At 61.8% G+C, this 24,375-nt stretch carries 21 protein-coding genes and 1 other RNA gene; all 22 read right to left on the reverse strand.

Annotation, left to right across the window (positions count from 1 at the left end):
- Positions 1-148: 148 nt before the first annotated feature.
- The 22 genes from rny to sucD all read right to left on the reverse strand — a co-directional run bounded on the left by rny (position 149) and on the right by sucD (position 24,365).
- On the reverse strand, positions 149-1,720 hold the full coding sequence (gene rny / locus HY896_01310; protein ID MBI5574981.1) for a ribonuclease Y: 1,572 nt from the start codon (positions 1,718-1,720) through the stop codon (positions 149-151).
- A gap of 23 nt (positions 1,721-1,743) precedes the next feature.
- Complete coding sequence (locus HY896_01315) at positions 1,744-2,346, reverse strand: 5-formyltetrahydrofolate cyclo-ligase (protein ID MBI5574982.1); 603 nt, start codon at positions 2,344-2,346, stop codon at positions 1,744-1,746.
- Positions 2,347-2,556: 210 nt separating this feature from the next.
- Positions 2,557-2,738, reverse strand: a non-coding RNA gene (gene ssrS / locus HY896_01320) — 6S RNA.
- Between the two features lie 18 nt (positions 2,739-2,756).
- Complete coding sequence (locus HY896_01325) at positions 2,757-3,038, reverse strand: cell division protein ZapA (protein MBI5574983.1); 282 nt, start codon at positions 3,036-3,038, stop codon at positions 2,757-2,759.
- 31 nt (positions 3,039-3,069) lie between these two features.
- Complete coding sequence (gene zapB, locus HY896_01330; protein MBI5574984.1) at positions 3,070-3,330, reverse strand: cell division protein ZapB; 261 nt, start codon at positions 3,328-3,330, stop codon at positions 3,070-3,072.
- A gap of 88 nt (positions 3,331-3,418) precedes the next feature.
- Entirely contained in the window at positions 3,419-5,053 is a 1,635-nt protein-coding gene (locus tag HY896_01335) for a Na/Pi cotransporter family protein (protein ID MBI5574985.1), read from the reverse strand.
- A 13-nt stretch (positions 5,054-5,066) separates the two neighbouring features.
- Positions 5,067-5,990: a signal recognition particle-docking protein FtsY gene (gene ftsY, locus HY896_01340; protein MBI5574986.1), complete on the reverse strand. Its 924-nt coding sequence runs from the start codon at positions 5,988-5,990 to the stop codon at positions 5,067-5,069.
- 15 nt (positions 5,991-6,005) lie between these two features.
- Positions 6,006-9,596 (reverse strand): chromosome segregation protein SMC, encoded by a 3,591-nt coding sequence (gene smc, locus HY896_01345; GenBank protein ID MBI5574987.1) that lies wholly within the window; start codon positions 9,594-9,596, stop codon positions 6,006-6,008.
- A 161-nt stretch (positions 9,597-9,757) separates the two neighbouring features.
- Positions 9,758-12,514, reverse strand: coding sequence for a pyruvate, phosphate dikinase (locus HY896_01350; GenBank protein MBI5574988.1), 2,757 nt, complete (start codon positions 12,512-12,514; stop codon positions 9,758-9,760).
- Positions 12,515-12,541: 27 nt separating this feature from the next.
- Positions 12,542-14,620 (reverse strand): glycine--tRNA ligase subunit beta, encoded by a 2,079-nt coding sequence (locus HY896_01355; GenBank protein ID MBI5574989.1) that lies wholly within the window; start codon positions 14,618-14,620, stop codon positions 12,542-12,544.
- Between the two features lie 25 nt (positions 14,621-14,645).
- A complete protein-coding gene (glyQ, locus tag HY896_01360) occupies positions 14,646-15,524 on the reverse strand; it encodes a glycine--tRNA ligase subunit alpha (protein MBI5574990.1) in 879 nt (292 codons plus the stop codon).
- A gap of 99 nt (positions 15,525-15,623) precedes the next feature.
- Positions 15,624-16,394, reverse strand: coding sequence for a DNA repair protein RecO (gene recO / locus HY896_01365; protein MBI5574991.1), 771 nt, complete (start codon positions 16,392-16,394; stop codon positions 15,624-15,626).
- A gap of 6 nt (positions 16,395-16,400) precedes the next feature.
- Complete coding sequence (locus tag HY896_01370) at positions 16,401-17,231, reverse strand: DUF4115 domain-containing protein (protein MBI5574992.1); 831 nt, start codon at positions 17,229-17,231, stop codon at positions 16,401-16,403.
- A gap of 8 nt (positions 17,232-17,239) precedes the next feature.
- Positions 17,240-17,998 (reverse strand): tetratricopeptide repeat protein, encoded by a 759-nt coding sequence (locus HY896_01375; GenBank protein MBI5574993.1) that lies wholly within the window; start codon positions 17,996-17,998, stop codon positions 17,240-17,242.
- The gene (gene mtnP, locus HY896_01380; GenBank protein MBI5574994.1) at positions 17,995-18,852 is read right to left on the reverse strand and encodes an S-methyl-5'-thioadenosine phosphorylase; all 858 of its coding nucleotides are present in this window, start codon (positions 18,850-18,852) and stop codon (positions 17,995-17,997) included. The genes HY896_01375 and mtnP overlap by 4 nt, the downstream gene beginning before the upstream one ends.
- A gap of 137 nt (positions 18,853-18,989) precedes the next feature.
- Positions 18,990-20,042 carry a 23S rRNA (adenine(2503)-C(2))-methyltransferase RlmN gene (rlmN, locus tag HY896_01385; protein MBI5574995.1) on the reverse strand — a complete coding sequence of 351 codons (1,053 nt, stop codon included), beginning with the start codon at positions 20,040-20,042 and terminating at the stop codon, positions 18,990-18,992.
- A 179-nt stretch (positions 20,043-20,221) separates the two neighbouring features.
- Positions 20,222-20,656, reverse strand: a complete 435-nt coding sequence (gene ndk / locus HY896_01390; protein ID MBI5574996.1) for a nucleoside-diphosphate kinase — start codon at positions 20,654-20,656, stop codon at positions 20,222-20,224.
- An 11-nt stretch (positions 20,657-20,667) separates the two neighbouring features.
- On the reverse strand, positions 20,668-21,216 hold the full coding sequence (locus HY896_01395; GenBank protein MBI5574997.1) for a 2-oxoacid:acceptor oxidoreductase family protein: 549 nt from the start codon (positions 21,214-21,216) through the stop codon (positions 20,668-20,670).
- Positions 21,217-21,222: 6 nt separating this feature from the next.
- On the reverse strand, positions 21,223-22,053 hold the full coding sequence (locus HY896_01400) for a 2-oxoacid:ferredoxin oxidoreductase subunit beta (GenBank protein MBI5574998.1): 831 nt from the start codon (positions 22,051-22,053) through the stop codon (positions 21,223-21,225).
- Positions 22,054-23,184 (reverse strand): 2-oxoacid:acceptor oxidoreductase subunit alpha, encoded by a 1,131-nt coding sequence (locus HY896_01405; GenBank protein ID MBI5574999.1) that lies wholly within the window; start codon positions 23,182-23,184, stop codon positions 22,054-22,056.
- Between the two features lie 35 nt (positions 23,185-23,219).
- Positions 23,220-23,459 carry a 4Fe-4S binding protein gene (locus HY896_01410; GenBank protein ID MBI5575000.1) on the reverse strand — a complete coding sequence of 80 codons (240 nt, stop codon included), beginning with the start codon at positions 23,457-23,459 and terminating at the stop codon, positions 23,220-23,222.
- A gap of 24 nt (positions 23,460-23,483) precedes the next feature.
- Positions 23,484-24,365, reverse strand: coding sequence for a succinate--CoA ligase subunit alpha (sucD, locus tag HY896_01415; GenBank protein MBI5575001.1), 882 nt, complete (start codon positions 24,363-24,365; stop codon positions 23,484-23,486).
- Positions 24,366-24,375 lie beyond the last annotated feature (10 nt).

Consider the following 24,375-nt stretch of genomic DNA (forward strand, 5'->3'; position numbering starts at 1 on the left):
AATAACCAGACTCCGTTTCCGCCAAAGAGAGACCGAGCTCAGGCAACGCAAAACAGGGACGGTCCTGATAACTCCTGTCAATCTATACACCCCAGTTGAATAACCAGACTCCGTTTCCGCCAAAGAGAGACCGAGCTCAGGACCGTCCCTATTTAGCGTACTCCACGGCGCGGGTCTCGCGGATCACCGTGACGCGGATCTGGCCGGGGTAGGACAGTTCCCCTTCGATCTTCTTTGCGATGTCCCGCGCGAGGATCGTGGCAGCGTCGTCGCCGATCTTCTGGTTGTCGACGATGATGCGCACTTCGCGCCCCGCCTGGATGGCGTATGACTTCTCGACACCCGAGAACGATTTCGCGATACGCTCCAGGTCCTCGAGGCGCTTGAGGTAATTCGCCAGCATCTCCCGGCGCGCCCCGGGCCGCGCCCCGGAAAGTGCGTCAGCCGCCTGCACGAGGATCGGAAGGATGTCGTGCGGAGACTCGTCCTCGTGGTGCGCCGCTATGGCATGGATGACGCGGCTGGATTCGCCGTACTTCTTCGCGAGGTCCGCCCCTATGAGGGCGTGCGGCCCTTCAACCTCGTGGTCCACCGCCTTCCCGATGTCGTGCAACAGCCCAGCGCGCTTGGCGACTTTCGCGCTCAATCCCAGCTCGGAAGCGATCATCCCGCAGAGGAACGCCACTTCGAGCGAATGGGTATAAATGTTCTGCCCGTAGGACGTCCGGTATTTCAGTTTGCCGATCAGTTTGACCATTTCGGGATGGATCCCGTGAAGTCCGAGATCGAACAGGGCCTGCTCTCCCGCCTCGCGTACGAGATCGTCGACCTCCTTGGTCACCCGCTCGACCGTCTCCTCTATCCGCGCAGGGTGGATGCGGCCGTCCTGGACGAGGCGCGTCAAGGCGATTCGCGCCACCTCCCTGCGCACCGGGTTGAAGCCGGACAGGATCACGGCCTCGGGCGTGTCGTCGATGATGATGTCGATTCCCGTCGCCGCCTCGAACGCGCGGATGTTGCGTCCTTCCCTCCCGATGATCCTTCCCTTCATCTCCTCGGAGGGCAGAGGCACCGCGGTCACCACGTGCTCCGCCACGTAGTCCGCAGCGTACCGCTGCACGGAGAGGGAGATCATCTTTCTCGCCTTCTGGGCGGCCTCCTCCTTGAATTCCTCGTCCATGGCGCGGATCTTCTTGCCGGCCTCGAGGCGCGCCTCCTCCGTCACCATATCTACCAGCTCGGCCTTCGCCTGATCGGCGGAAATTCCCGCAATCCGCTCCAGGTCCTCCCTCGCCTTACGTAGATCTTCCTGCAACGCCGCCTGCTTCGCATCGAGGCTCCTGGAAAAATCCGAGAGCTCCTTTTCCTTCCTGCCGAACTCCTGGGAACGGGTTTCCAGCGCTTCCGTCTTCCTGTCGAGAATGTCTTCCTTCTGCAGGAGCCGCTTCTCCAGCTGGCCGATCTCGTTCTTCCGGTCCCTCGTTTCCCGCTCGAAGTCCAGCTTGACCTGGAGCTGGTAGTCCTTTGCCTGAAGCGACGATTCCTTGAGGATGTTCTCCGCTTCCTTTTTCGCGCTCTGAAGAATTTCGTCGGCCTTCGCCGCGCCGGCCCGCGCCTCCTCTTCGGCCGAGCGTTTTTTCAGCAACAGGAACACCACGTACAGCCCGAGCGCCGCCGCGATGACGGCCAGCGCCGCAATGACCGCAAGATTGGTATTCAAAATGAGCCTCCCGGGTACCGCATCTATTTTATTTGACCGCCGGCGCCATCCCTTTCAACGCGGATCACGCCGTCTTCCGTTACGACCGCATCCACCGGTACATCCCAAGGATCCACCGGGACCTCCGGCACCACCTGCCGGGAAAACGCCAGGCCGACCGTTACCGCGCTCCCGGCAAGCCCCGACAGGAACCGATCGTAATATCCGTAACCCTTGCCCAGGCGCCTTCCCATGGGATCGAACGCGACCCCGGGGACGACCACCAGGTCGAGCCCGTTCCGTATGCCTGACATTCCCTTTGTAACGCGCGGCTCCAGAAGCCCATATTTCCCACGGACCCAGCCGCCGCTGCCGCCGTCCGGATAGAACAGGAGCGTCCCGTCTTCCATGACCTTGGGATAATAAAGCAGCGCTCCCCCTTCGAGATAGCGCGCGCGGATCACCTCTGTTCCCACTTCTCCGGCGACGGCCATGTAAAGGGCCGCTTTTCCTCCCGGCCCGGGAGGAAACGCCGAAAGAAAATGCAGTTGCGCCGCCCGGCTTTTTTCGGCCTGCTCCTCGCCGCCCGTCTTTTCGCGGCTGCGCTTGCGCGCATTGCGGCGAAGCTGCGCTTTCCGCTCTGACATCAACATCAACTACCTGCCGGAATTGGGGAATGCGGGGTGGACAGGATCCACGAATAAGCCTTTGCGACGGTACGGAAATATCCCGTACCGCTACGGAGGAACCGTTATGGCAAACCAGGCCGGACCTTATTCGTGGTAGAACTTCATGAATCCCTTTAACCTGCCGCCCCAATCTATATAAACGCGGTCTCCCGCGGGTGTAACAGTATAAAAACCCCTGCTCTGTGCCGTGTCGACGATAGAGTCGAACCTGGCTCTCACCAGGTGGGATCCCTGGTTATGGCGGCTTCAGGCTTCCCCCGTGGGGGCATGCTCACCGCCGCCAGGAAGGGACCCCGTTCTACATGTGTTGGCTCAAACTCTCCCGCCAATCACGCGCACGGCAGGGGTAATACCGCCCTTCCGTTCCCTCACTTCAGCGCGCTGTCCAGCGCGTCCAGCAGGTCCCGGCTCTTCTGCTCCAGAAGCTTCTTCTCTTCGTCCTGCTTCCCGCGAAGCTCCAGGACCTCATCCGCCAATTTCATCGCCGCCAGCATGACGACGTTCAGGTAATTCGTCGTCACGCCCGACTTCTGAACCTCGCGAACCCGTTCGTTCAGGAGTTCGCTCAGCCTCGCCATGTGGTCCGCCGACCGGTCGGTCTTAACGGTCAGCGTGTACCCGGCGATGTTCACGTCATACCGGTCACTCATCCCTTCCACTACCCATTATACATTCGACGGGTTACAACTCAATGTTTTCCAGGCGCGAGAGGACTTTCTCAACCCGCTCGCGGATCTCGTTCCGCTCATTGGTCAATTCGGCGACCTTGCGGGCGAGGTCTTTGGCCTCGGCCTTCTTTTGCTCGAGCTGGGCGGACAACTCGGCATTCTGCCCCTTTAGCGCAGACACCAGCCCGACGAGATCGCTGATCTTTTTTTCTATAAGGACGAACGATTCATCCGCCATTTTCCCGGTTCTCCCCTCGATGTGCTCGATGTTCATGATCGGACAGCTTAAATTAACCCGTCCCGGCCGCAGGGTCAATCGTGAACAGGATCGGATGAGCCGTCCCGAACCATTCCCGTGAATTTCAGCGGTTGGGTTCCCTCTCTTCTATCTGAAGGACGCTGTAGGCGATCGCCGCGCAATGCGAAGCGATGACCTTCCATGCCGAAAGGATATCGAGGTGGGCGGCGCTGGACTCGAGCGATTCCGGCGTCCCCTTCCTCAGCCTGCGGATGTGGGCGAGCCGAAGATCCCGTTCCATGCGTCCCACCGTATCCTTGCGCGCGATGACGATTTCGGCAGCCTTCCGGTCCCGCGTGACGAACGCCGAGACCGCCTCGCGGTACATCGCCTCCACCTCCGACAGAAAGGACTCCAGCTCCTTCGCCCCCTCCTCCGAAAATCGCTGCTCCCTCTCCGCCATCCGGCGCACATGGTCTCCCAGCGTCTTGTCGATGAAGTCGCCGATGTTCTCAAGGTCGGATGCTATGGCGATATATGCCACCGCGCGGTTCGTCTGTTCCGAATCGAGGGAGCCTTCCCCAAGCGCCGACAGGAACACCTTGATCTCGCGCGTCAGCTCGTCCACGTCGTCATCCATCCGCCGGATGCGCTCGGCCAGCGCTTCTCCATCCGCACCGCGGATAGCCTGCAGCGCCGCGCCGTGCATTTCCTGTATCATGTCCGCGATCCGCATGATCTCACGGGCCACCTGGCCGAGGGCGGCCCCGGCTATCGGAAGGTGCTCCCGGTCAAGGTACATCGGCTTTCCCCGGGGAGCCGCCTCCTTCTTTTCCGGAATGATCCCGGAGAGCCACGAGGCGATTTTCGGCGCCAGCGGGAAAAAGAGAACTGCGAGCGTAAGGTTGAACAGCGTGTGCGCGTTCGCGACGATCCGGGAGGGATCGGGGGATACGGAGGCGAGCATATCCCGGACGTACGGGAAAAACGGCAGGAACAGGAGCGCTCCCGCGGTCTTCATCGCCACGTGCCCCCAGGCTATCCTCTTCCCCTCGGCGGCCAGCCCGGAGGCGGCGACGAACGCAACCGACGATCCGCCGACGTTCGCTCCAAGCACCAGCGGAAGGACCGCGGACACGGGGAGAACCCCTTCCTGGACGAAAGCGATCAGCAGGATCATCACCGCGGTGCCGCTCTGGAACAGCGCGCTCAGGGCCACTCCCCATGCAAAGGCAACAAGGGGAGCTCCGCCCAGGTCCGTCATCAGGGAACGGAGGCTGGCCACCTGGCCTACCTCGCCTGCCGCGCCCGCAAGAAATCGGAGCGAAAGGAGGATGAACCCGATTCCGAGCAGGCCCTGGCCTGCGGCATGGATCCTGGTCTTTCTTCCCCAAAGGTACAAAAGGACGCCTGCGGAAAGGATCGGAAAGGCGTAACGGTAGATCCGGAACGAGAGCACCTGGACGATCAGGGTGCTTCCGAGATCGGCTCCGAGCACGACGGAAAGCGACTGGACAAGCGGCAGCGGAGCGATTTCCGCAAATGATACGAGGAGCGTGACGACCGCGCCGGAGCTCTGGAGAAGCGCCGTTCCGGCGACCCCCGCCCCGAACCCTCCCAGCCGGCTCCTGCCCGGGGCGCCCCACCAGCTTTTGAGACGCGCCCCGAAGGAAAGCTCGAAGCCCTGGCCGGTGATCCTCACTCCGTACAGGAGGAGGAACGCCCCTCCGATCACCTGGAGAAAAAGGGTGTCGATCATATGGATTAAATGCTCAGAAAAGCGCTTCGGCGAACGCCGAAGCATCGAAGGGGCGCAGGTCCTCGACGGACTCGCCGACGCCGATGAACCGGATCGGGGCGCCGATTTCCCGGGTGACCGAGAGCACTACGCCGCCCTTCGCCGTGCCGTCCAGCTTCGTAAGGACAAGCCCCGTCACGCCGGTGAACTCCTGGAAGGTCTTCGCCTGCGCGATGGCGTTGCGCCCGTTCGTGGCGTCGAGCACGAGCAGCACTTCGTGCGGCGCCCCCGGCATTTCCCTTCCGATCACGCGGACCGCTTTCCGCATCTCCTCCATGAGAGAGGACTTCGTGTGGAGCCGCCCGGCGGTGTCGATGAGGACCGCGTGGGCGCCCCTTGCCTTTCCGGCGCGCACGGCGTCGAACGCGACCGCCGAGGAGTCGGAGCCTTCCTTGTGCTGGACGAACTCGGCCCCGACCCGGTCCGCCCAGATCTTCAGCTGCCCTATGGCCGCCGCGCGGAAGGTGTCGCCCGCGGCCAGAAGAACCGGATGCCCCTCTTCCTTCAGCCAGTGGGCGACCTTGCCGATCGTGGTCGTCTTTCCGACGCCGTTCACGCCGACGACAAGGACGACGAAGGGATAAGGGGGAACGACCTTCAGGGGGACCATCCTGGGGGCGAGGGTTTCCGCGATCATTCCCCGGAGGGCCGAACGCAGGGCGTCCGTATCGGGGAGCTCGCCGCGCCGCCACTTCGCCCGGAGCGCCTCCGAGTACTCATGCGCCAGGGGCGCCCCCGCATCGGCGAGGATGAGCGCCTCCTCGAGATCGGCGAGGACGTTTTCATCCACCGGGCCGATGCCGCGGGCGACCGCCTCGACGTTCATGAACAGCAGTTCGCGGGTCTTGGAAAGCCCCGCCTTCAGGCGGGAGAAGAATGAATCGTTCGATTTAGCCACGCCCGGAGGGATGAATCACGCGTTGAATTTTACGGAGACGACTTTGGAGATCCCAGGCTTTTCCATCGTTATCCCGTAGAGGCTGTCCGCAAGTTCCATCGTTCGCTTGTTGTGCGTTATGAGGAGGAACTGGTAGCGCCCCGACATCTCCCTGACGAGGGAATTGAACCGGTCGATATTGGCATCGTCGAGCGCTGCGTCCGCCTCGTCGAGAAGGCAGAACGGAGACGGCTTCACGAGGAAGATCGAAAAGATAAGGCAGGCGGCGGCAAGCGATTTTTCCCCGCCCGACAGGGAAGACAGCGGCAGCAGCTTCTTTCCGGGAAGCTGGACTACGAGCTCCACTCCGGTTTCGAGGAGGTTTTCCTCGTCGATAAGCGTCAGGAACGCCCGCCCGCCAAGGAACAGCCGGGGGAACACCTCCGTAAGCTTCTCGTTGATTTTCCCGAATGTGTCGGAAAAACGCTCCCGCGTGGTCCGGTTGATCCGCTGGATCGCCCTGGAAAGGTCGTCGAGCGATTTCTCGAGATCTTCCTTCTCGCCCGCAAGGAAGGAGTGTCGTTCGGTCTGTTCGCGGTATTCCTCGATCGAGGCGAGGTTGACATCCCCCATTCCGGAGATCCTGTCGCGCAATTCGGCGGCGCGGGATTCCCATCCGGAGATTTCAGCCGCCTCCCCTTCGGGATCGGCGGCTTCCTCCGGCACAGGGAGATCCGCCGGGTGCGCCTCATACCGCTGATACGTCAGGACATCGAGGTTCGACAAATCGTTTTCGATCCGCTGCACGGACAGGCGAAGGTCGGTGAGCCGATCGGAAGCTTCCTGCGCGCCGCGGCGCGTTTCTTTCATCGATCCTCCAAGGGAATCGATCTTCGCGGCGATCGCCGCCTTCTCGTCGATGAGCCTGTCGATCGCCTCCTGCCGCCGCGAGAGCTCGGCGGCGCCTTCCTCGACGGCGGTGCGCCCGGATTCGATCGCCTCTTCCAGCGCGCGGACCCTTCCCGCGTAATCCGTCTTCCTTCGGCTCCAATCTCCGGCCAGTACGCGTTTCTCCTCCAAAGCCGCTTCAAGTCCCTCGAGTGCCTTACGTTCGGCGTCGTCCTTCCCTGCAAGCTCCGCCAGCTCGATCTCCGCCGCATGGCACCGTTTCCGGGCGTCTTCGGCGGAAAGACGCTTTTCCTCGAGCGCTTCGATCAGCCGGCGGACGCGCTCCTCCTCTTCGCCCTTGGCCTGCCCGGAAAGCTGAGCCGCCTCCTGCGACGCCTTGTGCTCGGTCCGGATCCTTGCCAGGTCGGCCTTCTGGTATTCCAGATCCCGCACCAGGTCCTCGTGCCTTTCCACCGCCTGCGAGCGCGCCGCTTCGAGCCCCGCCCGCAACTGCTCCACCCGGCGAAGCTCGTTCGTGCATTCCTCCCTGCGGCGGAACATGAGGTTTCTCCGCTCTTCCAGCTCCGCCTTCGTGCGGCGGGACTCCTCCTCCGCCTCACGGAGCCGTGCGGCCTCGCAGGCGATCACGGCGATCTCCTTTTCCAGGTCGCGCATTTCCCGCTTCACCGCAAGGATGCCGGACTCGCTTTCACCGAGGGAGCCGCCGACCAGCGCACCTTCCGCGGTGACCACGTCCCCTTCAAGTGTGACGTAGGTGTTCCACACTCCGTTGCGGTTCCAAAGCCTCAGCGCGCAATCCATGTCGCGCACAAGCAGCGCTCCTCCGAGCAGGCCGCGCACAAGGTCCCCGCACTCCGAAGACGCCCGGACGACGTCGGCAAGCGGGGCGATCACCCCTTCCTCGCCGAGATACGCGGGCGCATCTTCCCGGGAACGCAGGGAAACCGGCACGAAAGTACCACGGCCTTCGCGTGTTTCCTTGAGGAACCTGAGCGCTGAAAGCCCCTCGGTGTGGTCGCGGACGACGATGGATTGCATTCTTTCTCCGAGCACAGCCTCGACGGCCTTCTCGTAAGGGGCGTCCGTCTCCACGAGGTCCCCGATCACGCCGAAGATCCCCTTGTCCCCCTCGGCGCCGCCGCTTTTCCCGTGCCCGTTGAAATGCCGGAGAACGGCGCGCACGCCGGAAGTGGCCCAATCCTTCTGCTCGTATACGCGGGACAGGGTGTCCAGCCGGGAGGATGACGCCTGGAGGAGGCCCTCGGCCTCGGCGCGCGTCTTCACGGCATCGTCGATCCGGACTGTGGATTCATCGAGGAGGCGGCCCGTCTCTTCCCAGGATGTTTCCGCGCCGGCGACCGCGTCCCTGGACACATCCTCACGCGCCCGGACTTCCGCAAGCTCCCGTTCCGCCTTCCCGGATTCCGCCAAAGCCGCTCCGACCTGTTCCTCGAGGCGGACGAGTTTCCGCTCGTTGTCATCGATCGTGCGCTGATACGACCCCGCGCTTGAAAGTGCGGTGGAGTGATGATTCACGCGAACCATCAGGTCGTACTTTGCGCGGTCGGACAGCTCCCGGTGGAGACGGTATTCCTCTTCCGCCCCGCCGGCCTCGGCCGAAAGGGCGGCAAACCGGCCCCTGGCCGAATCGACGCTTTCCCGCCGCAGCGATGCGCCTTCGCGCGCATCCCCGATTCGGACCGCAAGGGCGGAAATCTCCTGCCCGATAACCTCCGCCCGCGCCGCGGCTTCATCGATCAGCCCGCGCAGCTCCCCGGCCTGCCTGACGTTCCCTTTCCATTCCTCCTCACGACGGGCGACTTCCTCCTTCAGTGCGCCGTGGGCGGCCCCAAGGTCCCGCTCTTCGCTTTCCGCCTCGGCGTGGCGGATCTTCATGGATTCCATCTCCGCTTCGAGCCGGGAGATCTCCCCGCGGATACCGAGAAGCGAATCCTCGAGCGAGTGAAGCTCCACGCCCGCGGACGACCGAAGCTGCGTGAACTCCCGGAATTTCCGCGCCGCGATCCGCAGATCCAGATCGCGCAGCTCCTCCTTCAAGGCCTTGTACTTTTCCGCCTTGCGGACCTGCCGGTCGAGGCTGCCTATCTGCCGCTTCACCTCGTCGAGGATGTCCTTCACGCGCGCAAGGTTCTGCCGCGTGCTCTCCATCTTCCGTTCCGCTTCCTTTTTACGGACGCGGAACTTCGCCACCCCTGCCGCTTCCTCGACGATCAGGCGCTTCTCGTCGGGCTTCGCGTTGACGATCGTTGATATCCTGCCCTGCTCGATGATGGCGTAACCGCGGGCGCCCGCCCCCGTGTCGAGGAAGAGCTCTGCGATATCCTTCAGGCGGCAAGGGACCCGGTTGATGTAAAATTCGCTCTCGCCGTTCCGGAAGGTGCGGCGGGTGACCTGTATCTCCGCGTAGGACTCGTACCCGGGGGGACCGCCACCTTCTTCATTGCCGAAAGTAAGCGATACCTCGGCCATCCCCAACGGCCCGGCCGCATCGGAGCCCGCGAAGATCACGTCTTCGAGGGCCTTGCTCCGCAAATAGGTCGGAGCGTGTTCTCCCAGGACCCATCGGATGGCGTCGACGATATTGGATTTGCCGCAGCCGTTCGGGCCGACGATTGCGGTGATTCCCTCGGAAAATTCGAAAATCGTCTTGTCGTAGAAGGATTTAAAGCCGAAGAGTTCGAGTTTTTTGAGTTTCATTGTCCCCTTGCTGCCTGAGGCACGGAATACCTCGACATATTATCAAGATAGTGTATATGCCGCCCCCCCTGGACGCAATATATTGTGTTTGGGGGGAAATGTAAAGCCGAAAAAAACGGCGGCCCCCGGGAGGGCCGCCGTTTTGATGGGAGTAAATATTCCTATTTTCTGGGTTGGGCGGTCTTTTCCCTCAACACAGCCTGCGCCGCCGCCAGCCGCGCGATGGGGACGCGATAGGGCGAGCAGGAAACGTAATCCAGCCCAACGCGGTGGCAGAATTCAACCGACTTCGGGTCCCCGCCGTGCTCGCCGCAGATCCCGACCTTCAGGTTCGGCCGCACCGACCTGCCCTTCTCCACGCCCATGCGGACGAGTTGACCGACGCCTGTCTGGTCGATGGTGGCGAACACGTCGGCCTCGAGGATGTTCTCGGGCCGCCTCGGATAGACGACCTTGCAGGATGCGCAGGAAAGGTCCTTCTCGAGCTTGGTGCCGCACCGCGGGCAAAGCTCGGATCGCGACATGTAGTACTGGATGAACTTGCCGGAGTCGTCACGAGAGAATCCGAACGTCGTCTGCGTGAGATCGTTCGTGCCGAATGAGAAGAATTCCGCCTCACTCGCGATCTCGTCGGCGGTGACCGCCGCGCGTGGGAGCTCGATCATCGTTCCCACCGTGTAGGGAAACTTCTTCTTGTAGCGTTTCATCGTCTCTTCCGCGACTTCGACCACCAGCTCCTTCTGCGCCTTCATCTCCTGGACCATGCTGACAAGCGGAATCATCACTTCCGGCACCACGCGGATGCCTTCGCGGGTGACCTCGGAGGCGGCCTCGAAAATGGCGCGGGCCTGCATGCGGCTTATCTCGGGATAATAGATCCCCAGCCGGCATCCGCGCAGCCCCAGCATCGGGTTGAACTCGTGAAGTTCTTCCACACGGTCGAGCAGCCTGCGCTTCTCGTCGACGATCGTGCGGTCCGCACGCACGAGATCGAGTTTCGTGACCTCGACCATCAATTCCTCCCGCTTGGGAAGGAACTCGTGCAAAGGCGGGTCCAGGAGCCGGATCGTGACCGGGTAGCCCTTCATCTCCTTGTAGAGCCCCTTGAAGTCCTCGCGCTGCAGGGGAAGGAGCTTCGCGAGGGCCGCCTCGCGCTCCTCCTTCGTGCGGGCGAGGATCATCTCCCGCATCAGCGGTATGCGGTCCTCCGCGAAGAACATGTGCTCGGTCCGGCAGAGCCCGATCCCCTGCGCTCCGAACTCCCGTGCGGTGCGGGCGTCGCGCGGCGTGTCGGCGTTCGCGCGGACCTTCAGGCGCCGTATCGCATCGGCCCAGGACATGAGCGTGCCGAACGAGCCGGTCATCTTCGGCGCGATCAGCGGCACCTGCCCCAAAATCACTTCTCCGGTGCTTCCGTTAAGGGAGATGAATTCACCTTCGCGGACCGCCCGGCCGCCGACGACGAAACGGTGCGTCGATTCGTCCACGTCGATCGCCTCGCAGCCGGCCACGCAGGTCTTCCCCATCTGGCGGGCGACCACCGCGGCGTGGGAGGTCATGCCGCCCTTGGCGGTAAGGATTCCGCGCGCCACGTCCATTCCGTGGATGTCGTCGGGGCTCGTCTCCTTGCGTACCAGGATCACCGCCTTACCTTCCATCGCCCACTCCACCGCGCGGTCGGCGGTGAACACGGCGGCGCCGGTCGCCGCGCCCGGAGAAGCGGGAAGGCCCCGGGCGATGACCTCCAACTTCGCCTTGGGGTCGATAACGGGGTGAAGGAGCTGGTCTATCTGCTGCGGCTCGAGCCGCATCACCGCCTCTTCGCGGGTGATGAGCTTCTCCTTGACCATGTCGACGGCGATCTTCACCGCAGCGGCCGCCGTGCGCTTCCCGTTCCTCGTCTGGAGCATGAAGAGCACGTTGTTCTCGACGGTGAACTCGAAGTCCTGGACGTCCTTGTAATGCTTTTCCAGCTTGTCCGTGATCTTCACGAGCTGCGCGAAGACCTTGGGCATCTCCTTCTTCAGCGCGGCGATCGGCTTCGGCGTGCGGATCCCCGCCACCACGTCTTCTCCCTGCGCGTTCGTGAGGTATTCCCCATAGAACTCCGTGGCCCCCGTGGCCGGGTTACGGGTGAATCCGACGCCCGTCGCGCAGTCGTCGCCCATGTTTCCGAACACCATCGCCTGGACGTTGACGGCGGTGCCGAGGTTGTCCGGAATACCGTGCGCCTTGCGGTAATACTTCGCGCGGTCGTTGTTCCAGGACTTGAACACGGCGTCGCGGGCCAGGTCGAGCTGCGTCTCCGGGTCCTGCGGGAACTCCTTGCGAAGGCGAGCCTTGACGAGAGCCTTGAACTTCCCGCACACATCCTTCAGGTCCGCCGCGGCGAGCTCAACATCGCTTTCAATGTCGCGCTCCCGCTTTTTCCGCTCGAAGATCTCCTCGAAATGCTCCTTGTCGATCCCGAGAACAACGTCGGAGAACATCATCAGGAATCGGCGGTAGGAGTCGTAGGCGAACCGCGGGTTCTTCGATTTTCCGGCGATGCCCTCGACGCTTTTGTCGTTCAGCCCCAGGTTGAGGATCGTGTCCATCATCCCGGGCATGGAGAACTTCGATCCGGACCGCACCGAAACGAGGAGGGGGTTCTTCGGATCGCCCAGCTTCTTGCCTGTCATCTTCTCGAGGCGTGCAAGCTGCGCGGATATTTCCTTCCTTACGTCCGCGGAGATCTTTCCGCGGTTCGCATAAAAGAGGTTGCAGACTTCCGTGCTGATCGTGAAGCCGGGAGGTACGGGCACTCCCAGGTTGGTCATCTCCGCCAGCCCGGCTCCCTTGCCTCCGAGAATGTCCTTCATCTCCCCGTGCCCTTCGGCCTTGCCGCCGCCGAAGAAATAGACGCGCCTGGTGGCCATTCCCTTTTCCTCCCGGTCCGCTTTTTTTTACGCCTTGGACGCGCTTACCTTAGAAAAATCCGCCACGCCGGCAAACAGGTTGGAGAGATTCTTCAGGAGCGCCAGGCGGTTGGTTTTCACCTTTTCGTCCTTCGCCATCACCAGCACCTTCTCGAAGAAAGCGGACACCAGCGGCTGGAGCCGCGCCATCTCCCGGAACGCTTCCGAGTACCGGCCGTCCTTCGCAGCGGCCGAGACCCTGCCGGAAACATCGTTCGCGGCCGTGTGCAGCGCCCTCTCCTCGTTGTGCTCGAAGAGGATTTCCGATATCGCGAGCTGTCCCGAATATGCCTTGGTGATGTTTATCGCCCGCTTGAATACCTCGGCGAGCGGCTCGAATGCGGGGTCGGAGCGGAACGCGACGAGCGCATTCAGTTTCGACCGAAGGTCCGTCATGTCGGTCAGTCCGGCGGAAATCACTGCATCTGCCAGGTCTCCCGGTGTGCCCTGCGCGGTCCAGAGGTTGAACAGCCGGCCCTGGATGAATTCCATCACTTTCCGCTTCACTTCGTCCTTGGGGGATTTCAGCTTTCCCGTCAGTGTGGATAGCGAAAGGTCCACCAACCCCTCGATGGGAACGCGCAACCCCCGCGCTTCCAGGATGGAGAGGATCCCCAGCGTGTGACGGCGCAGCCCGTACGGGTCCGCGGTGCCGGAAGGGATAAGACCCACGCCGAAGCAACCGCACACCATGTCGATCTTGTCCGCAACGGCGACTGCGGCCCCCACGTCGGTCGACGGGAGGTCGTCGGACTGGCCCTTGGGCAGGTAGTGCTCGTAGACGGACTGCGCTACCTCCTGCTTCTCTCCGGTCTTGAGCGCATAGTGCCGTCCCATTACACCCTGCAATTCGGGGAATTCCTTGATAACGCCCGTCGTCAGGTCCGCCTTGGCGAGGTACGCAGCCCTCCGGCAGTCCTTCTCCTTCGCGGGGAACCCTATCGAGGCGACGTATCCGGAGATATCCGCCATCCGCTCGATCTTCTCCCAGTACATGCCGAGGTCAGCCTGGAACAGGACGTTCTTCAGCTTTTCCGCCCGGTCGAACAGGGTTTTTTTCAGGTCGTCCCCGTAGTAGAACTCCGCGTCGGAAAGGCGGGCGCGGATTACGCGCTCGTTACCGGCGATCACCACGCGGTTGTCCGGGACGCGCATGTTCGATACGAAGGCGAAACCGGGGAACAGGTTCCCCTTATCGTCCTCGAACACGAAATATTTCTGGTTGACGCGCATTGAGGTGATGAGGACCTCCCGCGGCAGGGACAGGTACTTTTCCTCGAACCGGCCCACCATCACCACGGGGTACTCAACCAGGTTCGCCACGATCTCCACCAGCGGCTCGTCTTCCACCCACTTCCTGCCTGTCTGCGCTTCAGCCTCCTTGATGCCCGCGCGGATCTTCTCCTTGCGGACTTCCAGGTCCACGAACACGTCGGCCGCAGCCAGCTTGTCTAAATATTCATCGGTCTTCGACAGGTCGATGGAACCCGGGGAAAGAAAACGGTGCCCGTATGTCGTGCGGCCCGCGGTGACGTTTCCGAAGGACAGGGGCAGCACCTGATCACCGTAAAGCGAAACGATCCAATGGACGGGCCGCACGAACCTCACGTCCAGGTCCGCCCAGCGCATCGACTTCTTGAACGGTATCGTGGGAATCCACCCCGCCACCACCTCGGGGAGGACCTCTGCTACCGGCCGGGCGGCCTGCGCCTTCACGATTCCCAGGTATTCTCCGCGGTCGGTGGGGAACAAGCCGAGATCGGACAGCTCCACACCCTGCGCCTTCGCGAACCCGAGCGCAGCCTTGGTGGGTTTTCCTTCCTTGTCGTAGGCAACGCTTTTCGGCGGGCCCAGGACCTTTTCCTCGGAAGCCCTCTGCCGGTCCGAAAGGTTTCGGATGACGTAGGCGAGCCGCCTGGGGGTTCCGTAGATGTCGACCCGGTCGAAGACGAAGCGGGCTTTTTTCAATATCTCGGCGAACTGCTGGCCGCCGAACCACAGTGCGGGTCCCACCAGCCCGGCCGGGATCTCTTCGCATCCTATTTCCAACAGGTAATCGCGTTCCATAATCCCTCTTCTTCGTGATGGATTGTCAGCGGGGGAACTTCTTCATCAGCGGGAAGCCCATCTCCTCGCGGGACTTCAGGTACCCTTCCGCGCAAAGCCGGGCCAGGTTGCGGACCCTGCCTATGTACGACGTGCGCTCGGTGACGGAAATGGCGCCGCGGGCATCCAGCATGTTGAACGTGTGGGAGCACTTAAGGCAGTAATCGTAAGCCGGAAGGACGAGTTTCCTGTCGATCAGCTGCAGGCATTCCTTCTCGAACATGTTGAAAAGGGAAAAGAGCATCTGTATGTCGGCGGCTTCGAAGTTGTACTTGGAGAACTCCACCTCCCCGCGGTGATGCACGTCTCCGTAGGTGACGTTCCCCACCCACTTCAGGTCGAATACGTTCTCCACGTTCTGGAGATACATCGCGATCCGCTCGATGCCGTAGGTGATCTCTCCCGAGACGGGCTTGAGATCTATACCTCCGCACTGCTGGAAGTAGGTGAACTGGGTGATTTCCATCCCGTCCAGCCATACTTCCCATCCGAGGCCCCACGCGCCGAGCGTCGGGGACTCCCAGTCGTCTTCGACGAGCCGTATGTCGTGTTTCAACGGGTCTATCCCGACGGCCTTAAGCGAATCCAGGTACATCTCCACGTAATTGTACGGGCATGGCTTCATAATAACCTGGTACTGGTAATAGTGCTGGAGGCGGTTCGGATTCTCGCCGTACCTGCCGTCCGTAGGCCTGCGTGAAGGCTCGACGTATGCCGTGTTCCACGGTTCGGGCCCGAGGGCCCGCAGGAATGTCGCCGGATTGAAGGTTCCCGCGCCCACTTCGATATCGTAGGGCTGGTGGATTACGCACCCTTTGTCCGCCCAGAAGCGTTCCAGGGCAAGAACAAGGTCCTGGTATAGCAAGGTGTCCTCCCCGTTCGGAAAGTGATAGGGTTACATATCACTCCGCCGAACGGGGTGTCAAGATAAATCACTATAAATACAGGGGGTTTGCGACCCCTATCACTGTTTGCCGCCTCCGAGGCTGCGGAATGATTTCCCAAGGTGTAACTCGAGATATCCAGGTATAACAGCCTGCAATTCCTCAAGAATGTTATTGGGGATGCGCAGCCGGCGCAGAATGGAGGGGGAGGAGGACTGGAGCGCTTTCCATGTTCTCACCGCTCCGAGAGACATTGGAAGACCGCCGGAAGAGGCGCAATTCCCGCAGATAAACCTCCCCTCGGAGAGTATGAACCGAACCGATCTTGCATCTTTTCGCTCGAGGCTGTCCGCAGGAAGCCCGCATCGGCGGCATCCTCCAAGGTCCGGCCCCCATCCTCCCAGTGAAAGAAATGCCGCCTCCGCCTTTCTCGCCGCCGCCGAGGGGGGCTCTCCCGATGCAAGGGAACGCATCTCATCGTGGAGGATGCGAAACGCCTTGGGCTTGGGGCCCGGTTGGGGAAAGATCGAAGCCGCGAGTTCGAGCAGGTAATCGGCGTGCCGCACCCTCTCCCAATCCGCCACGATTTCCCAGTAACTCGAAAGCAGGGAGCAGGAATTCAGGATCGCCATCCTGCCCGGGATCTCGGTCCATTCCGTCTGTAAAAGGAAATATTTCTGGAGGCTGCCGCCGAATCGCTTCCTGCTTCGAAGCGCCGCCTTCGCCATCATGGGAACCAAGCCGTCGGATTCGGTGAAGAAGGATAGCCGCAGGTCCGCCTCGCCCCGATCCGCGGAGCGGACGAGAAACGCGCGGGATGACTTGAATGAACGCGTCCCTTGGGACGGCAAGCCCCGTTACTCCCCGAGCCGGATTTCCTTCACCTGCCCCCTGGCCCCGAATGGCGGCAGCAGCTTGCCATTGAGGGTCCCCACCACGCCGCCTGCGTTTCCCAGCTTCAGGAAGATCTTCTTCCTGGCTTGAATGCTGATCTTGTCCCCCGGATAAAGCATGACGTCCACGGGTTCCTGATCGTCCAGTCCGTACATCAGCCAGGTCATTTCGCTCGCTTCCAGGAAAAGCTGGTAGGGAGATTTCACCGGTCCGACGCCTCCGACGGACGTCACCACGCTCTGGGGAGCCGGCGCATTGTTATCCGCCGGGACGGCAGCGGTTTCGGGAGCAGGCTGCTGTGCCGTGTTGTCGGCGATCTTAGGCTCAGCCGCAGCCGTCGCCGCGTTCTCGGCCGGCATGGGAGAGGGAGGGGAAACCGCCGTGACCGGCGGAGGGGGAACCTTCCGCATGGAGGTCCTGGTGCTTACCCACGCAAGCACGAGGCCTATGAAAAGGACCACGACGGCGGCCAGGGCATAAGTCGTCCTTCGACTCCCGCGCTGGCGCTCCCGTTCCACCCACGTGGGGATGGAATATCCCGGTGAAGGCGTGGATTCCGGCGATGCTTCCAGCGAACGGAGATATTCCGAAAGGACCGGCTCGGGATCCTGCCCGAGCAGTTTCGCGTAGGAACGGATATATCCGGAAGAAAACACTCTCGCGGGCCATCCGCTGTAATCCCCGTTCTCGATGCCCTGGAGGTATTTCCCCGCTATGCGGAGCCGCGTGGCGGCCTCTTCGATGGTGATCCCCCTCGCTTCCCGCTCCGCCTTCCATGCGGCTCCGGAGTTCATGGGGCAGGTTACCTGTTTTCCTTCCCGGCGGCGTTCAGGAAATCCGAAACCTGCTTCCGGAGCACGGGATCCGAAGAATTCGCGAGTACGTTCCGGAATGCGTTCTCCGCATCCTGCCGCCGCCCGAACGAGAGGAACAATTTACCGAGATCCATCCAGGCCGGGACAGCATCGGGAGACAGCGCGACGCATACCTCGAGCGTCCGCACCGCGTCCTCGGTGCGCCCACGGTCCGCCTGCAGCATCGCCAGCCGCAGATACGCGTTCACGTACCGGTCGTTCATGCCGATCGCCCGCCGATACATCGCCTCGGCCTTTTCCCGGTCGCGCCTGCGCCGGTACTCCTCTCCCATGTTGTAATAAGCCCATTCCGGCGTGGGATACAGCACGTTCGACGCCGCGGCCTGGAATTCCCGGATAGCCTCTTCTCCCTTGCCCTGCCGGCTCAGCACTATGCCGAGGTTGTTGTGCGCTTCCGCGTAATCGGATTTCTTTCCGATCGCTTCGCGGAAATATTTCCCGGCCTTTTCCAGATCCCCCCTCGTCTGGTAGGCCAGCCCGAGCGCCACGTCGACCTCCGGATTCCCGGGGTCGAGCTCCGAGGCCTTCGTCAGCTCTCGCATCGCCGACGGCAGGTTCCGCTGCTCCATGTAGGTTATCCCCATCTCCATGCGGGCGGATGCCTCCATTTTCCGCTCGGGCGAAACGGGGGCGCAGGCCAGCAACGCCGCGCACGCGGCGATCGGCACAAGGACGAAGCGTTTCACGAATATTTCCCCAGGAAAATATCGAGACGCTTCCTGGTCGCTGCCGGGATTCTTTTCCTTTCCGTGATAACGGCGTACCGGAGCGCTTCGCCGCATACGCATGAATCGTTCCCGGGAAGCTTGCGGGCCACTTCCCTTATGATCCGTTTCGAGTTCTCCACGTTCTTCCTGATGATCGCGAGGATCGCCTCTATCGATACGTCCTCTTCCGACTCGTGCCAGCAATCGTAGTCGGTCGCGAGGGCCAGGGTTGCATAGCACATCTCGGCTTCCCGGGCGAGTTTCGCTTCCGGCATGTTGGTCATCCCGATCACGTCGACTCCCCATTTCCTGTAGATCCTGGACTCGGCGCGGGTGGAAAACTGGGGCCCCTCCATGCAGAGGTAGGTGCCTCCCTTGTGCGTCCGTTTCACCACCTTCTTCGACGCTGCGTACGCCAGGCCCGCCATGTTCGGGCAGACAGGATCCGCGAACGGAATGTGCCCGACGATGCCGTCCCCGAAAAACGTGGTCGGGCGGAATCGCGTGTGGTCATAGAACTGGTCGACCACGACGATGTCTCCCGGACGAATATGCTCCTTCATGCTTCCCACGGCGGAAATGGAAAGGACCCACTTCGCGCCGATTTTTTTCAGCGCGTAGATGTTGGCTCGATAATTGATCTGGGTGGGGAGGAACCGGTGCCCGCGCCCGTGCCGCGGAAGAAAAGCCAGCGTACGCCCCTCTATCTCCCCCACGACCAAAGCATCCGAGGGATCTCCGAACGGCGTCCGCACGGACACGCTGCGGACGTTCTTCATCCCCTCCATCTCGTAGAGGCCGGAGCCCCCGATCACGCCCAGTATGTCGGCCATCCTGTTCGCGGTCTCCTTATAAGAAATTCTATCGCGACCGGGCGAGACACTCCTCACGTGGTACCCCTCGCGGGGGCTCGCCCGGGAAGATAGCAACATTCAATAAAGATAGATATAAGGTAGAACCTCTCGTCGGCTCAAGGGATTTTTCGTCCGGCGGATGCGCCGCGGAGCTGGCCGCAGGCCGCGCGGATGTCCGCCCCTCGCCTCTCCCGCGTGATGGTTTGTATCCCGGCTGCGAGGAGGACGTCGCGGAACCGGTCCGCGACTTCAAGGAGCGGAGATTCGAAACCGCCGCATTCGTGCACGTTGAAGGGAATCAGGTTGACCTTCACTCTCGCCCCTTTCAGAAGCCGCGCCAGTTCCGCTGCATCCCGTTCCGAATCGTTGACGCCCGCCAGGAGAACGTATTCCGCGGTCACCTTCCGGCCGCTCCGGAGAGGTATCCTCTTCATCGCAGCGACGAGTTCCCTGAGCGGATATTTCCGGTTGATGGGCATAAGCGACGTTCGCACGCCGTCCCGCGGCGCATTGATCGAAACGGCGAAACTCACCGGGAATTCCTTCGCCATCGCGAGCATGGCCGGGATCACTCCGGCAGTGGAAACGGTCACCCGCTTTCCCGACAGCCCGAAACCGAACTGCGAAAGGAGGATCGCGACGGCGCGGGAAACCTCCCGCGGGTTATCCAGCGGCTCCCCCATTCCCATGAAGACGACGTTGCTAAGCCTTTCTCCCTTTTCCGCGAGCCGCCTTGCGGCGAAACACACCTGTTGGACGATCTCGGTGGATGCAAGGTTCCTGCGGAACCCCGCTGCGCCCGTTGCGCAGAATCCGCACTTCAAGGCGCACCCTGCCTGCGAAGAGATGCAAAGTGTCCTGCGGTCCTCCTCCGGTATGAGAACGCTCTCTATCGCTTCTCCGTCTTCGAGCCGGAACAGATACTTCTCCGTTCCGTCGAGGGACGATTCCACCATTTCCGCAGGGGGCGAGGAAATGCGGCATTCGCCGGCGAGCTGTTCGCGGAACTTCATAGAGAGGTCGCTCATTGGAGCGAAATCCTCCGCGAACCTTTGGTAGATCCAGCGTGAGATCTGCCGTGCGCGGTAACGCTCCTTCCCCCACCGGGAAAGCAGCGATTCCAGTTCGGGAAGCGTGAGGCCTTTCAGGTCGGTGCGCGGGTCGATCATAGAAAATTCAGGGACGGTCCTGATGCCTCCTGTTGATTTATACATGCCGGTTGGATAACCAGTATACTACTCTACTGAAGAGAGTCCTCACTCAGGACCGTCCCTATAACATAACAAAAAACCCCGGCGCGTCATGGATCGACGCGCCGGGGTTGTTGCATCGGATATGATGTATTGCTTTACGATACTATATCCAATCTACTGAAAAAATAGCATATTTCTGTCGCAGCCGTTTCCGGGGCGTCGGAGCCGTGCACAATATTACGCTCGATGCTTCCGGCGAAGTCGGCGCGTATCGTCCCCTTGTCCGCCTTCGAGGGATCGGTCGCTCCCATGATCTTGCGGTTCCTGGCGATCACGTCCTCCCCTTCGAGCACCATCACCACGATAGGTCCCGAAGACATGAAATCGGTCAGGGAGGAGAAGAACGGGCGCTCCCGGTGGACCGCATAGAACCCTTCCGCCTGTTTCCTGCTCAGATGGAGCATCCTCATGGCGACGATCCGGATGCCTTCCTTCTCGAACCGGCGGATCACCTCTCCGACGATGCCATCAGCGACCCCGTCAGGCTTGACGATGGAGAGGGTGCGTTCTTTAGCCGTTACTTTCGTCATGTGGTACGTCCTCAGTTCATCTTCGTCTTGGCCATGTCGTAGCCGGCCCGGAGGGCTTTCTTGTTCATCTCCTCGGTTCCTTTCGGAACCCGCGACAGAACCGCCTTTTCCACCGATTCGATCGTCACTTTACCCGTCAGGGCCGTGATGGCTCCCAAGGCGACGATGTTGGCGACGAAAGCCTTCCCTATCTCCTCGGATGCCGTCCGGATGATAGGCATCTTGATCACCTTGAAGCTACCCGCAGGGATAGTTTTGACGAAATCCTCGTCTACGAGCAGCGTTCCGTCGGCCTTTATGTCCTTGTAATATTTGGTGCACGACTCCTGCGTAAGCGAAAGCTGGAGGTCGATCGCCTGGGCCTTCGGGAAGTCGATCGTCTGGTCGGAAATGATGACTTCCGACTTGGACGCGCCGCCGCGGGCCTCGGGGCCGTATGATTGGCTCTGGACCGCGTTGATCTTGTCGTAGATCGTCGCGGCCTCGGCGAATATGACACCAGCCAGGATCAGGCCCTGGCCTCCCGAACCGGAAAAACGGATTTCGTAACGTTCGCTCATGACCTTTTAGGCCCTCCCCTCTTTCGGTTTCTTCAGCTTCTCCACGAGACCGTAGTAGGTTTCGCAGTATTCCGGCGCCTCCTTCTTGAAGAGGACGCCCGTGGGGAACTTGCCCGCGGTCTTTTCCGGCGGAAGCTTGTCGAACGCGGTGATCGGCAGCGAATTGTCCTTCATCCAAAGGAGCATGTCGGTCGGGTTCTTGAACTTGTTCCGCCGGCCGTGCGTCGTGGGACAGGCGTTGATGATCTCGAGCACCGACAAACCCTTGTGATTCATGGCCTCGATAATCAGCTTGTCGAGCGCCGGGACATGGTATGCCGTCCCACGCCCCACCCAGGAGGCCCCCGCCCCCTTGGCCAGATCAGGGATATTGAAGTTCGGGTCCACGTTTCCGTAGGGCATCGTGGTCGCGATGTGACCCGACGGGGTGGTCGGCGAATGCTGGCCTCCGGTCATCCCGTAAATGAAGTTATTGAGCACGATGACGGTGATGTCTATATTGCGCCGGCAGGCATGTATGAAATGGTTCCCGCCGATCGCAGTGGCATCGCCGTCCCCGCTGACCACCAGGACCTTCTTGTCCGGCTTGGCCATCTTGAGGCCCGTGGCGAAAGGCAGGGCTCGCCCATGCGTCGTGTGCAGCGTGTTCCAGTCGACGTACCCCGGAAGCCTCGAGGCGCACCCGATCCCGGAGACAAGCGCGATGTCGTCCTTGGGGATCTTAAGCGAATCGACCGCCCGCAAAAGCGACTTGAAGACGATCCCGTAAGTGCAGCCGGGGCACCAGATGTGAGGGAGCTTCCCCCCCCGGATATATTGGTCGTAGTCGAAGGACATCTACTTGACCTCCTTGATCTTGTCGAGAATCTGGGTGGGGTTGATGGGGTCGCCGTCGACCCGGTAGATCCCCTCCACCTTGCACCTGCCCTTTGTGCACCGCTCCACTTCGAGAATGATCTGGCCGAGGGAGAGCTCCGGCACGATGATCGCGCGGACGCGGGATGCCAGCGCCGCCACCTGCTCCTCCGGGAACGGCCACATCGTCAGCGGACGGAAAAGCCCCGCCTTGATCCCCGCGGCGCGGGCCTGTTCCACGGCGTTCTTGCCGGACCGCCCCGAAACGCCGTAGGCGAACACCGCGACTTCCGCGTCATCGAGCAGGTACTCCTCGTTGCGGATGATGTCCTTCTTGTTGGCCTCGATCTTGCGCAGCAGCCTCAGTTCGTCGGTGTGGATCCGGGGGCTCGCGTTGACCGGGAAGCCGTCGGACGCATGGTTCAGGCCGGTGATGTGCTGCCGGTAGCCGCTGAAGAAGTCGGCCATCGGGGGGACGTCACCCTTTGTCTCGTCGAACGGCATGTATTCCGCCGGCGGGACCGTCGGACGCTTCCGGTTCTCGATGGGAATGACCCCCTTGTCGGGAATCTCGATCTTCTCCCGCATGTGGCCGATGATCTCGTCAAAGGCGACGATTACCGGTGTGCGGTACTTCTCCGCGAGATTGAACGCCCGCACCGTCTCGGAAAAGATCTCCTGCACGTATCCGGGGGTCAGGCAGATCACAGGGTGGTCGCCGTGCGTCCCCCACTTGCACTGCATGATGTCGCTCTGGCTGGGACCGGTGGGAACACCGGTCGAAGGGCCGCCGCGCATGACGTCGATGACGACGCAGGGGACCTCGCAGAGCATCCCGAAGCCGAGGTTCTCCTGCTTGAGCGAAAAGCCGGGCCCCGAAGTCGCCGTGAGCGTCTTGGCCCCGGCCAGCGACCCGCCGATCACCGCCGCCATCGCCGCGATCTCGTCTTCCATCTGAAGGAAGGCCCCGCCGATCTGCGGAAGCCTCCGCGCCATGAACTCCGCCACCTCCGTCGAGGGGGTGATGGGATACCCGGCAAAGAAGGTGCACCCCGCGTAGAGCGCCCCTTCCGCACACGCCTCGTTTCCTTGAAGCAGTTTTAACGTGCCCACCGTGTCTCTCCTTTTGGAATTTCTCGTGGTTTACGTCATTTCTTGTCGATGAAGATGGCGAAATCGGGACACCGCAGCTCGCACGCCGCGCAGGCGTTGCACTTGTCGATGTCAACCACCTTCACGACGAACATTTCCATGCCCAGCACCTGCGTGGGGCAGAGCTTCACGCAGATCTCGCACCCCTTGCAGTAACGCGGGACGATGCTGATCTTCACCTTCTGGTTTTCGGTCGATTCTATCTTCTCCGCCGTCTGCACCTGCGCGTTTGCCATTGCCTTGGTCCCTTCCTTTGCGGATTAATGTACTTTCAGTCCGAGCCGTTTCGCCAGCGTGATCCCAAGGTCGGATGGCGCCTCGGAGACCGAGATTCCCGCCGCCTTGAACGCTTCGATCTTTTCCGCGGCAGTCCCTTTGCCGCCTGATATGATGGCTCCTGCGTGGCCCATCCGCTTCCCCTTGGGAGCGGTCTGGCCCGCCACGAAGCCGACGACCGGCTTGTTCATCTTCGTTTTCACGAACGTCGCAGCCTCTTCCTCCGCAGTACCGCCGATTTCCCCGATCAGGATGACGGCCTCGGTCTTCGGGTCGTTCTGGAAGGCAGACAGGACGTCGATGAAATTCGTTCCGTTCACCGGGTCGCCGCCGATGCCGATGCACGTGGACTGGCCCAGCCCCAGCGTCGTCACCTGGTGGACGGCTTCATAGGTGAGGGTTCCGGAGCGTGAGACGATCCCGATCGTCCCCGGCCGGTGGATGTATCCCGGCATGATGCCGATCTTGCACTCGCCCGGCGTGATGACGCCCGGGCAGTTCGGCCCGACGAGGCGGGTCTTCTTCCCTTCCATGTACCGCTTCACCTTCACCATGTCGATGATGGGGATGCCCTCGGTGATACAGACTGCGATATCCACCTTCGCATCCACCGCTTCGCAGATGGCGTCCGCCGAGAAGGCAGGCGGAACGTAGATGACCGTGGCGTTGGCGCCGGTCGCCTTGACGGCGTCGGCCACCGTGTTGAACACGGGAACACCCTCGATCCTGGCGCCGGCCTTGCCGGGCGTGACTCCCCCGACGATATTCGTGCCGTACTCCAGCATCTGCTTCGTGTGGAACGCTCCGACCGCCCCGGTGATGCCCTGGACAAGTACCTTCGTGTCTTTATTGATCCAGATGCTCATGTTCGCCCCC

This window comes from Deltaproteobacteria bacterium (genome assembly GCA_016218975.1).
Taxonomy (GTDB): Bacteria; Desulfobacterota; Deferrimicrobia; order Deferrimicrobiales; family Deferrimicrobiaceae; genus JAENIX01.